Origin of the sequence: Marinobacter litoralis, from assembly GCF_016427555.1 — a bacterium.
In the GTDB taxonomy this organism is placed as follows: Bacteria; Pseudomonadota; Gammaproteobacteria; order Pseudomonadales; family Oleiphilaceae; genus Marinobacter; species Marinobacter litoralis_A.
On the sequence record NZ_JAELVS010000001.1, the window covers coordinates 160,112 to 172,272 of the forward strand.

A 12,161-nucleotide genomic window follows, 5' to 3' on the forward strand; every position below is an offset into this window, starting at 1 on the left:
GCGTGCGCTTCATTGCGCAGGCCGCTACTGAATCATGAATAGGGGTCAGCGACCGTCTTTTCGCGCTGAAGCCAAAGCCTGAGCCAGCGCGCCAGCCATAGCACCCTGGCCCTGGCCACCTTGCGGCTTGCTGCCGGAACGCTTACCGGCCCGATCATTGCCTTTGGCCGGTCTGGCAGACGAATCCGCACCGGGTTGGTCGTCCATGCGCATAGACAGTGCAATCCGTTTCCGAGGGATGTCCACTTCCATGACTTTGACCTTCACAATATCACCCGCTTTAACCACCTCGCGGGGGTCTTTGACGAAAGTATTAGATAAGGCGGAAATATGTACCAAGCCGTCCTGATGCACTCCGATATCGACGAACGCCCCGAAATTGGTCACGTTGGTCACCGAGCCCTCAAGCACCATGCCCGGTTTCAGATCGCTCAGGGTTTCGACACCCTCTTCAAAACTGGCGAAGCGAAATTCCGGGCGCGGGTCCCGGCCCGGCTTTTCCAGTTCCGCGATGATGTCTTTCACCGTCGGCAACCCAAACTGCTCGGTGACGTAGTCCTGCGGGTTCAGGCTGCGGAGGAAGCTGGTATCCCCCATGATGTTTTCCACTTTCCGGTTGTTGCGCTTGGCGATGGCTTCGGCCACACCGTAGGCTTCCGGATGCACTGACGAGCTGTCCAGCGGATTTTCGGCCCGGGCAATACGCAGAAAGCCGGCGGCTTGCTCGAAGGTGCGTTCACCCAGACGGGCGACTTTCATCAGTTGCTTACGGCTGGTAAAGACTCCGTTCTGACTCCGGAAATCCACGATATTCTGGGCAATGGTCTGGCTTAGGCCTGACACGCGCGCCAGCAAAGGCACAGAGGCTGTGTTCAAGTCCACGCCAACGCCGTTCACACAATCTTCAACCACCGCGTCCAGGCTACGGGACAGCTGTACTTGCGACACGTCGTGCTGGTATTGGCCAACCCCGATGGATTTCGGCTCGATCTTCACTAATTCTGCCAACGGATCCTGCAGGCGGCGGGCAATGGACACAGCACCACGAATGGTCACATCCAGATCCGGCAGTTCGCGGGAGGCAAATTCCGATGCCGAATAGATAGAAGCACCGGATTCGTTCACCACAATGCGGGCCAGCTTCAGTTCCGGGTAACGTTTGGTCAGGTCTGCCACCAGCTTTTCGGTCTCCCGGGAAGCGGTACCGTTACCGATAGCCACCAGTTCAATCTTGAATTTCTGACACCAGGCCGCCAGCTGGGCAATGGAGCGATCCCACTGGTTCTGCGGTGCATGGGGGAAAATGGCGCCATGATCCAGCACCTCGCCGGTGCCGTCGATTACCGCCACTTTGACCCCGGTACGCAGACCGGGATCCAAGCCCAGTGTCGGCCGGGGCCCGGCAGGTGCCAGCAACAGCAGATCTTTGAGGTTGGCAGCAAACACGTTGATGGCTTCCGCTTCGGCGGCTTCGCGCACCTGGGCCATCAGGTCGGTTTCGATCTGGGTGGAGAGTTTCACGCGCCAGGTCCAGCGCACCACATCGCTCAGCCATTTATCAGCGGCCCGGCCGTTGTCACGAATGTTCCAATGGGCGGCAATGCGCTGCTCAGCGGGGTGCGGCTGGCGGCGGTCGTCCTCGGCATCGCCCATGACAATGGAAAAGGTCAGTACGCCCTCGTTGCGGCCGCGTAGAATGGCCAGCGCTCGGTGTGACGGAACCTTTTTGAGCGGCTCAACGTGGTCGAAATAGTCTCGGAACTTGGCACCTTCGGTTTCTTTGCCAGCAATCACGGTGACTTTCAGTTGCCCTTCCTGCCAAACAAAGTTGCGCAGTGCGCCCAATAGTTCCGCATCTTCGGCAAATCGCTCCATCAGGATATACCGGGCGCCATCCAGTGCAGCTTTGGTGTCGTCGATATTGGCTTCCGCATTCAGGTAGCCCGAAGCGGTGGTTTCGGGGTCCAGACTGGGGTCGTCATACAGGGCATCCGCCAGAGGCTCCAGCCCTGCCTCCCGAGCGATCTGGGCCTTGGTGCGACGTTTGGGTTTGTAGGGCAGGTATAAATCTTCAAGGCGGTTTTTGGTATCCGCAGCGCTGATGCTGGCCCGCAGCTCTTCGGTCAGTTTGCCTTGTTCGTCGATGCTTTTGAGGATCGCACCGCGGCGATCCTCAAGTTCGCGCAGGTAGCGCAAGCGCTCTTCCAGAGTTCGCAACTGACTGTCGTCCAGCGAGCCGGTCACTTCTTTCCGGTAGCGGGCAATAAACGGAACCGAGGCTCCTTCGTCCAGCATAGCAACCGTGGCGTTAACCTGTTGCTCGCGTACTCCAAGTTCTTCAGCAATGCGCTGGGAGATACTGTTCATGCAACCTCTGTGATATCGCTTGCGAAATTAAAGCGCAAAGGTACAGCGGCTAACTCTTACAGGCAAGCGGACCGGTTCGACGGGTCAAAAATTGAACAAGCTCATCCCACGGCATAGGCCGTGCGAAATAGTAACCCTGAATCTCGTCGCAATGCTGTTGCTGGAGAAATTCCAGCTGCTCTTTGGTCTCGACACCTTCCGCCACCACACTCATGTGCAGGCTGTGGGCGAGCGTAATAATGGCACGAATAATATGCTCGGCGTCCGCCGACTTCCCAAGATCCTGAATAAACGACTTATCAATCTTGACCAGCGAAATTGGCAGATGCTGCAGGTTGCTCAACGACGAATACCCGGTACCGAAATCATCCAGGGCAAAGCTGACCCCCAATTGATTGAGCTCGCGAAGGCAACGCTGGGCATACTCGGGGTTGTGCATCATGGCGCTTTCGGTGAGTTCCAGCTCCAGCAAACTGGTATCCACGTTGGCGTTGAAAATAATGCGGAAGATGGTTTCGGTCATTTTCGGATCGTGGAACTGACGGAATGACAAGTTCACCGCCAGCACCAAACCCGGGAAACCCAGTTCAGCGCTTTCCTGCAAGCGCCGACAGGCCTGCTCTATCACCCAGTACCCAATCGGCACAATCAAACCACTTCGTTCCGCCACCGGGATGAATTCATCGGGCCCGATCATACCGCGCTTCGGGTGATTCCAGCGCAGCAAGCATTCCATGCCGCGCACTTCGCCCGTCGCCAGATCAATCCTGGGCTGATAGTACAATTCCAGTTCTTGCGCTCGGATCGCGTGTCGCAAGTCCGTTTCCAGCCGCAGCTGGTGCCCGGTTGAAATGTGCAGCTCGCGGTTGTAAAACCGGTAGCTGGTGCCGGTATCCTGCTTGGCCTCGAACATGGCGCGATTCGCCCGGCGCATCAATTCCTCCGGGCTGTCACCCGCTTCCGGATAGGTCGCCACGCCCATGCTGGCACTGACCACTATACTCTGGCCATCGATGACAACCGGTTCCGGCACGGTCATCACCAGTTTCCGAATGACCTGGCTGAGGTCCAGAGAATCCTCAACCTTTTCAATAATAATGGCCAGTTCGTCGCCGCCGATCCGAACCAGCGAATCGACCCGCCGCAACGCTTGGCCAATCCGTTCAGCCAACTGGACAATCAGTTCATCACTTTTTTGATACCCGAAGGATTCATTGATGCTGCGGAAACCGTCCACGTTCAGATGCATCAGGGCGAGCCGGCTCTTAGTGCGCTCAGCTCGCAGAAGCGCTTGCTGCAAGCGATCAAAAAACAGATCCCGGTTGATAAAACCGGACGCCACCTCCCGGCCCAATTGACCATGGGAAAACCCGGAAAGCTGTGCCTGATACCAAAGGCATTTTACTGCGCGCCGAAAGCCCCAGGCATCAAGGCACTGGCGGCACAAATAGTCCGCCGCTCCGCCGGCGTGCATCGCCGGTCCCTTTTCGCCACTGGCCTCCGCACTTAGGGCCAGAACGGGTTTATCACCGCTGGAGACCGTCAAATACTGGAGGAAGGAAGATTCACACCCGGCATGAAATGCACAATCCCACACGATCACATCAAAACAGGCGTTGTATATCAGGTCATCACATTCGATGAGGTCCGGGCACCAGGTGGCATCCGGAGCCAATTCCGCATCCTCCGACAACATGGATTGATACCACAAAAAGTCCGTGTACTCGGGAGTCAAAACAAGAAGACGCAGGCGGTCGCGCCTGTTGTCGGGTGGAAAGGTCATCGCACGGGATCCATGTATCGTTTAACTGAGCGTCCGTAGTTTCTAGCATAGCCTATAGATCCCGAGGGTACATCCCGCCGTGCTGGTGTAGAATAGAAAAACAGTGACACCCCCTGCACGTTTCTTTTATTTGGCCTCAATACTGTGAACAAGCTCAATCCCAGACAACGAGAAGCGGTTCGTTACGCAGACGGCCCCCTATTGGTGCTGGCCGGTGCGGGCAGCGGCAAAACCAGCGTGATTACCCGAAAAATAGCCCACCTGATTGAAGAACTGGGCATTCCGGGCCGCCATATTGCCGCACTGACGTTTACCAACAAGGCCGCCCGGGAAATGAAAGAACGGGTCGGCAAGATCGTTGACCGGGGAAAGGCCCGTGGTCTGATCGTATCGACCTTCCACAACCTGGGACTGAACATCATCCGGGACGAGCACAGCCATATGGGTTACCACCCCGGATTTTCGATTTTCGATGCCGAAGATGCCAAAGCCCTGCTGCAAGACCTGATGATGCGGGGCGGCAGCGCCGAGGCCGGCGATGAAGTCAACGACGTGCAGATGACCATTTCATCGTGGAAAAACGCACTGCGCAGTCCTGCCGAGGCTTACAGCAAAGCCGCCGACGAGCGGGAACAACGCATTGCCATTATCTACAAGCAATACAACGAGTATCTGCTGGCTTATAACGCCGTTGATTTTGACGACCTGATTCTGTTGCCGGTACAGCTGTTCCGGGATTTTCCGGATGTATTGGCCAAATGGCGCAAGAAGATTCGCTACTTGCTGGTGGACGAATATCAGGACACCAACGTTTGCCAGTACGAATTGGTCAAACAACTGGTGGCCGAGCGCGCCGCCTTTACCGTAGTAGGCGACGACGACCAGTCGATTTATGCCTGGCGGGGGGCACGCCCCGAGAATCTGGTACAGCTCAAAGAGGACTTCCCGAGCCTGAAGATCGTCAAACTGGAGCAGAACTACCGCTCCACTGGCCGGATTCTGCGCAGCGCCAACACCGTTATCGCCAACAACCCTCACGTGTTCGAGAAAGCCCTGTGGAGTGACCACACCATCGGTGAGGAAATCCGCATCATCCGGTGCCGCAGCGAAGATGCCGAAACAGAGCGGGTTGCCACCGAAATTCTCGACCAGAAGCTCAAAAACGGTCTTAATTTCCAAGACTTTGCGGTGCTCTACCGGGGCAACCATCAGGCCCGCCTGCTGGAAATGAAACTTCAGGCCTATCAGATTCCGTACCGGCTATCCGGCGGCCAGTCGTTCTTCTCCAAGAGCGAAATCAAAGACGCCATGTCGTACCTTCGATTGCTGATCAACCCCGATGACAATGCGGCCTTTCTGCGCGTAGTGAACGTGCCTCGCCGGGAAATCGGCCCGCGCACACTGGAACAGCTGAGCCATTACGCCCGATCTCGCAACGTCAGTCTGTTCAAAGCGTTGAGCGATATGGGCGCAGAAACTCACGTAACGGAGAAAGGGTTGGATCGCCTGCGCCGCTTCGCCCACTGGGTGGACAAAACCTGCGAGCGACTGTTTTCCGAAGACCCAATTCCGGTCATCAAGCAGCTGTTTACCGACATTGAATACGAAGAGTGGCTGCATCAGCACTCCGGCAGCCCGAAACAGGCGGAACGCCGGATGGAAAACATCTGGTATCTGGTGGAATCCATCCAGCGCATGCTCGATGATGGCAAAGGCACCGCGGATGAGCTGGGCATCGAAGACGCCATCGCCAAGCTGATTCTGCGCGACATGATGGAACAGCGGGAAGAGGAAGACGACAGTGACAAGGTCCAGCTACTGACGCTCCATGCCTCCAAGGGGCTGGAGTTTCCGCATGTGTTCATCATGGGCCTTGAAGAAGAAATTCTGCCGCACCGGAGCAGCATTGAAGAGGGCAACATTGAGGAAGAACGGCGACTGATGTACGTGGGCATCACCCGAGCGCGGGAAACCCTGGCGCTGACGTATGCCGCTTCAAGGAAACAATACGGCGAGAAGCTTGAGACCATCCCCAGCCGCTTTCTGGATGAGCTGCCCGAGGAAGATGTAAAGTGGGAGGGCCTGGGCGATCAGGATAAAGAGGCCAATCAGAAAAAGGGCAAAGCCACTTTGAGCGCACTGATCGGAGATCTCGGGCTCTAAACCAACAAAGCCCCGCATCTAGCGGGGCTTTGTTGTATTGCAAGCCACACTTACTGGCTTGACTCGACCATGTGCTCAACCGCTGCGGTGATTTCTTCATCCGAGCAAGAGGCACAGCCACCTTTCGCTGGCATGGCATTGAACCCGTTGAGCGCGTGCTCAATCAGCGTGTCGATGCCCTTATTGATGCGAGGCGCCCAGGCACCGGCATCACCGACGACCGGCGCACCAGCAGCACCTGTTGCGTGGCACGCCATGCAGGTGGAATCGTAAACTTCACTGCCAGAACGTGGCCCTGAGCTAGCTGCCGCAGCAACTGCCTGCCCACACTCGTCGCCCTGCAGGCACAGCTCGCCCACTGGCTTGATGCGCTCACGAATTTCATCTTCAACACTTGCCAGTGCAGTACCGGCAGCCAGGCTAAAGCCAAGCAAACCAACAGCCAGGACTCTCTTCATCTTCACAATGCACCTCGCATTTGAGCGTTATAATATTTCGGTAGCGGCATTATAGCGATTGAGCCCCCGCAAAAAAACCAAACAGCAGAACCAGAATCTGATTTCAACCCATTTAATGACAGTTTGGTAGGCCGCAACCCAACGGTAAGCTTTTCCGGTTACCATAGGCGCTACTGTACCACCCTTCACGATCTGTGAGCTTTAATATGAACCAAATACCTGCCAACCAGCCCGACAAACGGCGCAAGCCCTTGCTGATTCTGGAATTTAGTTGTCTGGCGACTCTCCTGCTTTCGATGGGCTGGTTCAGCACCCAGTCCAGCGCCGACAACCCGATCAGCCCGGCATGGTTGCTCGTTCCGGCTGTTGCCAGCCTCGGGGTTTTTCTGAGCTTTATCGGTTTGATGTATCTGCGCTGGGTCGCGTCGGCCACTGACGATCGCCGCAATCGCCACAAGGTGATCTTTGCCTTACTGGCCATCACGCTGCTGGGCGTTTGGGTTTACGGCATCGCCAACACTTGGATCAGTCTCAACGCCCGCTAGCAGGAACCGATATGTCGTTACGATTTTGCCTTACCCTAACAGTGTGTGCCGCTACTCTGAGTCAGGCATTGCCGGCTTGGGCGGAAAGCAGCAAAGACGCAGCAGATCGCGTGGACTGCGCGCTCATTCTGGACGGCTTACGCCGGCTTGCTTGTTACGATGCTCAACACAATCCGAAAGCGGCCCGGGAAGAGGCGAAAGAAGACGCCTTGGAACAAGCGAACCAACGTGCCGATACGTTGGCGGTGGACAAGGAGGAACGCGAGGAGATCGTGGGCAATGCCCTGGAGGACGACCCGGATTCCGGCGTTATGGATTCGCTGGTCAGCAGCTATCTGGAGGCGGAAAAAAGCCTGTTCTATTTCACCGGCAGCTTTGTTTCTCACAAGCCCAATTATATTTTGCCTTTGACCTGGGTGAAAAATCCGAATTACACGCCATACAGCCCCAGGTTGGGCAATACGTTTTACGATTACGATCTCACCCGGGAGGAAGCGAAGTACCAGCTCAGCTTTAAGATTCCGTTGCTGACGGGGATTTTCGATGAAAAGACCACGTTCTGGTTTGGTTATACCCAGAAGTCGCTATGGCAGGTGTATAACCAGGATGAGTCGGCACCATTCCGGGAAACCAATTACGAGCCGGAGTTGTTTTTTCGCCATCAACTGAATTGGAACGTTGGTCCGGGCACGTTGAACACGGTGTCGGTGGGGCTGAACCATCAGTCCAACGGTCAGGCGGATCCGCGTTCCCGGAGCTGGAACCGTATTGTGGGCTCGGCGGCCTACAGTTATAACCGATGGCTGTTTATGGTGAAGCCTTGGCTACGGCTTCCGGAGCGCAGCAGTGATGATGACAATGCGGATATTGAGCGGTTTTTGGGGCATGCCAGTTATCACGCGGTGTATAAGCTGACGGAGGATCGTACGTTTTCTTTGAAGCTGATGAATAATTTGCGGTCGGATAACCGGACGTCGGTTGAGTTTGGCTATAGCTTTCCTATGGGCGATTCGTTGAAGGGGTTCTTTCAGTATTACAACGGGTATGGGGAGAGCTTGATTGACTATAACGTGCGGATTGAGCGGTTTGGCATTGGGGTTATGTTGAACGATTGGCTCTGACTACTTCTTAAAGCTTAGGAGTTAGGCCGAGGTATCGGGTGTCCCCTCTAAAACGGAAAACGTGGTTTTCCTGATTGTTTTAGAGGGGGCACCCGATACCTCGGCCCTGATCTTTGTGCTGAACGCCTTTCGTTATGCGTTCAGCCTTTCCATTTCTTCTAGCAGTTCTTTGGTTTTCTCTTCCATCAGGGCGATGTCCGCTCTGGATTCTACGTTCAGGCGAACCACCGGTTCGGTGTTCGACATGCGCAGGTTGAAGCGCCAGTTGTCGAATTCGATGCTCAGGCCGTCAACGAAGCTGATGTTTTTCGCGCCGAAGGAGTATTTCTCTTCGATGGCGGCGATCACTTTTGCCGGGTCGTTGATGGTGCGGTTGATTTCGCCGCTGGCCGGGTAGGCTTCGATTCTGGCGTCGATGAGGGACGACAGGGTTTGGCCGGACTGGCACAGGCGTTCGGCGATCAGTAGCCACGGGATCATGCCGCTGTCGCAGTAGGCGAAGTCGCGGAAGTAGTGGTGGGCGCTCATTTCGCCACCGTATACCGCGTCTTCGTCGCGCATGCGCTGTTTGATGAAGGCGTGGCCGGTTTTGCTTTCGATGGCTTTGCCGCCGGCGGCTTCGACCAGATCCTGGGTGTTCCAGACCAGTCTTGGGTCGTGGATGACGCTACCGGGGCCGGTTTTTCTGAGGAACTGATCCGCCAGCAGGCCGACGATGTAGTAACCCTCGATGAAGCGGCCGTTTTCGTCGAAGAAGAAGCAGCGGTCGTAGTCGCCGTCCCAGGCGATGCCCATGGCAGCGCCGTGTGCTTTCACGGCTTCCGCGGTGGCTGCGCGGTTTTCTTCGAGGATGGGGTTGGGCACGCCGTTCGGGAAGTTGCCGTCAGGCTGGTGGTGCACTTTGATGAATTCGAATGGCAGGTGCTTTTCGAGTTCGTCGATCACCAGACCTGCACCGCCGTTGCCGGCGTTAACGACGATTTTCATCGGTTTCAGGGCGGCCGCGTCGATGTATCCCAGCAGGTGATCGATGTAGGCACTGGTAACTTCCAGTGTTTCGTATTTGCCTTGCACCGGGGCATCCGCGAATGGCTCTTTTACCCGATCACGGATGTCGCTCAGGCCGTTGTCTGAACTGATCGGGCGGGATTCCGGCCCCACCATTTTCATGCCGTTGTGGTGCTTGGGGTTGTGACTCGCGGTGACCATGATGCCGCCGTCTGCGCGGTAATGGCTGGTCGCGAAGTACACGTACTCAGTGCCGCACAAGCCGATGTCGAGCACGTCCGCACCGGCAGCCATCAGACCGGAGCTCAGGGCTTCGGCAATTTCCGGGCTGGACAAGCGGATGTCGTATCCGACGATGACCTTTTTCGCGCCGGTAATTTCCACGTACGCCCGGCCGATTTTCTCGGCCAGGTTCGGGTTCAGTTGGTCCGGCACGCTGCCGCGCAGGTCATAAGCCTTAAAGCAAGACAAATCCATTGTAAGTAATTACTCCGCTGCGGATGACTGTAGCTGAATGTAGTTCTGGATGCCCATCTGTTTGATCATCTCCAGTTGGGTTTCCAACCAGTCGATGTGCTCTTCTTCGCTGTCGAGAATGCTGCGGAACAACTGACGGGTGGTGTAATCGTTCACCTGCTCGCAGTAAGCAATCGCTTCCTTCAGATCCACGTGGGCCATGTGTTCGATTTTCAGGTCACATTCGATCATTTCCTGCACATGCTCACCGATGAGAAGCTTGTTCAGGTCTTGCAGGTTTGGCAGGCCTTCGAGGAACAAAATGCGCTCGATCAGCTGATCGGCGTGTTTCATTTCATCGATGGACTCTTCGTATTCTTTGGCGGCGAGTTTGGTGATGCCCCAGTCTTTGTACATGCGAGAATGCAGGAAATACTGGTTGATGGCCGTCAGTTCGTTGGCGAGTACCTTGTTCAGGTACTGGATGACTTTCTTATCACCTTTCATTGCAGCTCTCCTTGATCGCCGTGGCCGTTTCAAACTGAAAACGATGGCCGGCGGCTGGTTCGGGTCCTGCGAGTTCATACTGAACTCGCGTTTCACCAGACAAGGATAGCGTGTTATTGCAGTTTTCTAAATCGGAGAGGGGAAAAACCCGTCAGGCGGGGGTCGCCAGCATGTTGGCCATCGCCAGATAGTCTGAAGAGCGAGCCTCTTTCAATATGCTGCGGGCCATGCTGGCGCAACGGCCGCACTGGGTACCGACACCCAGTTCTTTGCCCAACTGGCGAACGGAAGAAGCGCCATTTTCTGCGGCTTCACGAATGTCTCTGTCTGTTACACCGTGGCAAAGGCATACGTACATACGAGGATCTCACTAACGATAACAATGTTAGTGATAATTATTGTCATTCACATCCCCGATTGCAACCCCGGTTGCGTTATTTTTGCGCAATAAACGAAACTACGATTCGGCTTCGCGGGTCAGGTTCCGATTCCCCGCCTCGGTCACCACCACGTTATCTTCAATGCGGATGCCGCCGCAGCCCTGCAATTCTTCAATTCGTTCGTGGTTCAGATGCATACCGAGAGGGCCGGCCAGCAGAGGCTCAAGCAGTGACGGGATAAAATACAGTCCCGGCTCAATGGTCACTACCATGCCCGGCTCCAGCGTTCGGGTCAGGCGTAAAAACGGTGCGTCGGCGGGTGGCGGCGTGGGTTTACCGGCGACGTCGTGCACCTGAGCACCGAGGAAGTGCCCAATACCGTGGGGGAAGAAGGCTCGGGTAATGCCTTCGGCCACCATATCTTCGTCGCTCAGTCCGGTGACCAGACCCGCAGCACTCAAAAGCGCGGCAATGCCCTGATGGGTTCGGCGATGGATAGCCACATACTCCACACCCGGGGCCACCATGTCGCACAAGCGGAACTGCAGCTGCTCCAGCCCGTGCACCAGAGCCGCAAAGCGCCCTTCCTCCAGACCGGCCGTGGTGCGGGTAATATCAGAGCAATACCCCCGGTAACGCACACCGGCGTCGATCAGCAGACTGCGGGATTTGCTCGGCGTTGCCGTGTCGTAGTACTGGTAATGCAAGATGCCGGCGTGTTCATTGATACCAATAATACTGTTGTATGGCGCTTCGGCTTCTCGCTGCCGGGTGGCCTGCTGATACGCCAAACTGATATCAAACTCGCTGGCACCCGCCAAAAAGGCATCCCGGGCGGCACGATGACCAGCCACCGCCAATACGTTGGCCTTGGCCAGGCACTCGATTTCGTAAGGCGTTTTGTGCACTCGGGTTTCATCCAGCGCTGCGCACAGGCCCTCTGGGTTATGGCTGCCGGGCAGATCGACAAGCAGGTCCGGATCGCCAATAACCGCCAAAGCCTCCACCCCCTCAGCTTGGGGTGCAGCGCGGCGGTCGCTGTAAATCAATTCCACTTCTTCGTGCCAGGGCTCCGGAGTCAGCTCCAGTGTTGCATGCCAGAAGTCCACCGGCTGATACAACGACAACAACGGTTTGTGCCCGGGCCGGATCAACAGCCACGCATGTTCAAACCCGGCCAGGCCGGTCCAATGCAGAAACGGGCCATAGCCCTGAAACGCCCAGCCCTGATCGTCACCGTACTGCAGGGGCGACGCGCCGGAGCTGATCAGCAATCCGTCATACCCGTGTGCGGCCATTGCGGCCTGGTATCGGGCTTGAAGCGTTTTGATGTGATCGCGCTGAAGCATCAGCAAATCGGTATCCGGCATGGT

General features: G+C 56.3%; 10 protein-coding genes. 3 read left to right on the forward strand and 7 right to left on the reverse strand.

Annotated elements, in window-relative coordinates:
• Positions 1-45: 45 nt before the first annotated feature.
• On the reverse strand, positions 46-2,367 hold the full coding sequence (locus tag JAO79_RS00750) for a Tex family protein (RefSeq protein ID WP_199005262.1): 2,322 nt from the start codon (positions 2,365-2,367) through the stop codon (positions 46-48).
• A gap of 49 nt (positions 2,368-2,416) precedes the next feature.
• On the reverse strand, positions 2,417-4,150 hold the full coding sequence (locus tag JAO79_RS00755; protein WP_199005263.1) for a putative bifunctional diguanylate cyclase/phosphodiesterase: 1,734 nt from the start codon (positions 4,148-4,150) through the stop codon (positions 2,417-2,419).
• A 144-nt stretch (positions 4,151-4,294) separates the two neighbouring features.
• Here JAO79_RS00755 and rep point away from each other — a divergent pair, with 144 nt between their 5' ends.
• Positions 4,295-6,313 (forward strand): DNA helicase Rep, encoded by a 2,019-nt coding sequence (gene rep / locus JAO79_RS00760; RefSeq protein WP_199005264.1) that lies wholly within the window; start codon positions 4,295-4,297, stop codon positions 6,311-6,313.
• Positions 6,314-6,363: 50 nt separating this feature from the next.
• On the opposite strand, the gene JAO79_RS00765 is transcribed toward rep, so the two are convergent.
• Positions 6,364-6,771: a c-type cytochrome gene (locus tag JAO79_RS00765; RefSeq protein WP_199005265.1), complete on the reverse strand. Its 408-nt coding sequence runs from the start codon at positions 6,769-6,771 to the stop codon at positions 6,364-6,366.
• Positions 6,772-6,977: 206 nt separating this feature from the next.
• Here JAO79_RS00765 and JAO79_RS00770 point away from each other — a divergent pair, with 206 nt between their 5' ends.
• Entirely contained in the window at positions 6,978-7,316 is a 339-nt protein-coding gene (locus tag JAO79_RS00770; RefSeq protein WP_199005266.1) for a hypothetical protein, read from the forward strand.
• A gap of 11 nt (positions 7,317-7,327) precedes the next feature.
• Positions 7,328-8,437, forward strand: a complete 1,110-nt coding sequence (locus JAO79_RS00775) for a phospholipase A (RefSeq protein WP_199005267.1) — start codon at positions 7,328-7,330, stop codon at positions 8,435-8,437.
• 132 nt (positions 8,438-8,569) lie between these two features.
• On the opposite strand, the gene JAO79_RS00780 is transcribed toward JAO79_RS00775, so the two are convergent.
• The 4 genes from JAO79_RS00780 to pepQ form a co-directional block, all read right to left on the reverse strand.
• Complete coding sequence (locus JAO79_RS00780) at positions 8,570-9,922, reverse strand: phosphomannomutase (protein ID WP_199005268.1); 1,353 nt, start codon at positions 9,920-9,922, stop codon at positions 8,570-8,572.
• 9 nt (positions 9,923-9,931) lie between these two features.
• Entirely contained in the window at positions 9,932-10,408 is a 477-nt protein-coding gene (gene bfr / locus JAO79_RS00785; protein WP_114334875.1) for a bacterioferritin, read from the reverse strand.
• 151 nt (positions 10,409-10,559) lie between these two features.
• The gene (locus JAO79_RS00790) at positions 10,560-10,766 is read right to left on the reverse strand and encodes a bacterioferritin-associated ferredoxin (RefSeq protein WP_114334876.1); all 207 of its coding nucleotides are present in this window, start codon (positions 10,764-10,766) and stop codon (positions 10,560-10,562) included.
• A 99-nt stretch (positions 10,767-10,865) separates the two neighbouring features.
• Complete coding sequence (gene pepQ, locus JAO79_RS00795) at positions 10,866-12,158, reverse strand: Xaa-Pro dipeptidase (protein WP_199005269.1); 1,293 nt, start codon at positions 12,156-12,158, stop codon at positions 10,866-10,868.
• Positions 12,159-12,161 lie beyond the last annotated feature (3 nt).

Bases quoted from the DNA above. Each gene is read 5' to 3' on its own strand.
- JAO79_RS00765 (WP_199005265.1), bottom strand. From the start codon at position 6,771: ATGAAGAGAGTCCTGGCTGTTGGTTTGCTTGGCTTTAGCCTGGCTGCC.
- JAO79_RS00775 (WP_199005267.1), top strand. From the start codon at position 7,328: ATGTCGTTACGATTTTGCCTTACCCTAACAGTGTGTGCCGCTACTCTG.
- pepQ (WP_199005269.1), bottom strand. From the start codon at position 12,158: ATGCCGGATACCGATTTGCTGATGCTTCAGCGCGATCACATCAAAACG.
- bfr (WP_114334875.1), bottom strand. From the start codon at position 10,408: ATGAAAGGTGATAAGAAAGTCATCCAGTACCTGAACAAGGTACTCGCC.
- JAO79_RS00790 (WP_114334876.1), bottom strand. From the start codon at position 10,766: ATGTACGTATGCCTTTGCCACGGTGTAACAGACAGAGACATTCGTGAA.
- JAO79_RS00750 (WP_199005262.1), bottom strand. From the start codon at position 2,367: ATGAACAGTATCTCCCAGCGCATTGCTGAAGAACTTGGAGTACGCGAG.
- JAO79_RS00780 (WP_199005268.1), bottom strand. From the start codon at position 9,922: ATGGATTTGTCTTGCTTTAAGGCTTATGACCTGCGCGGCAGCGTGCCG.
- JAO79_RS00770 (WP_199005266.1), top strand. From the start codon at position 6,978: ATGAACCAAATACCTGCCAACCAGCCCGACAAACGGCGCAAGCCCTTG.
- JAO79_RS00755 (WP_199005263.1), bottom strand. From the start codon at position 4,150: ATGACCTTTCCACCCGACAACAGGCGCGACCGCCTGCGTCTTCTTGTT.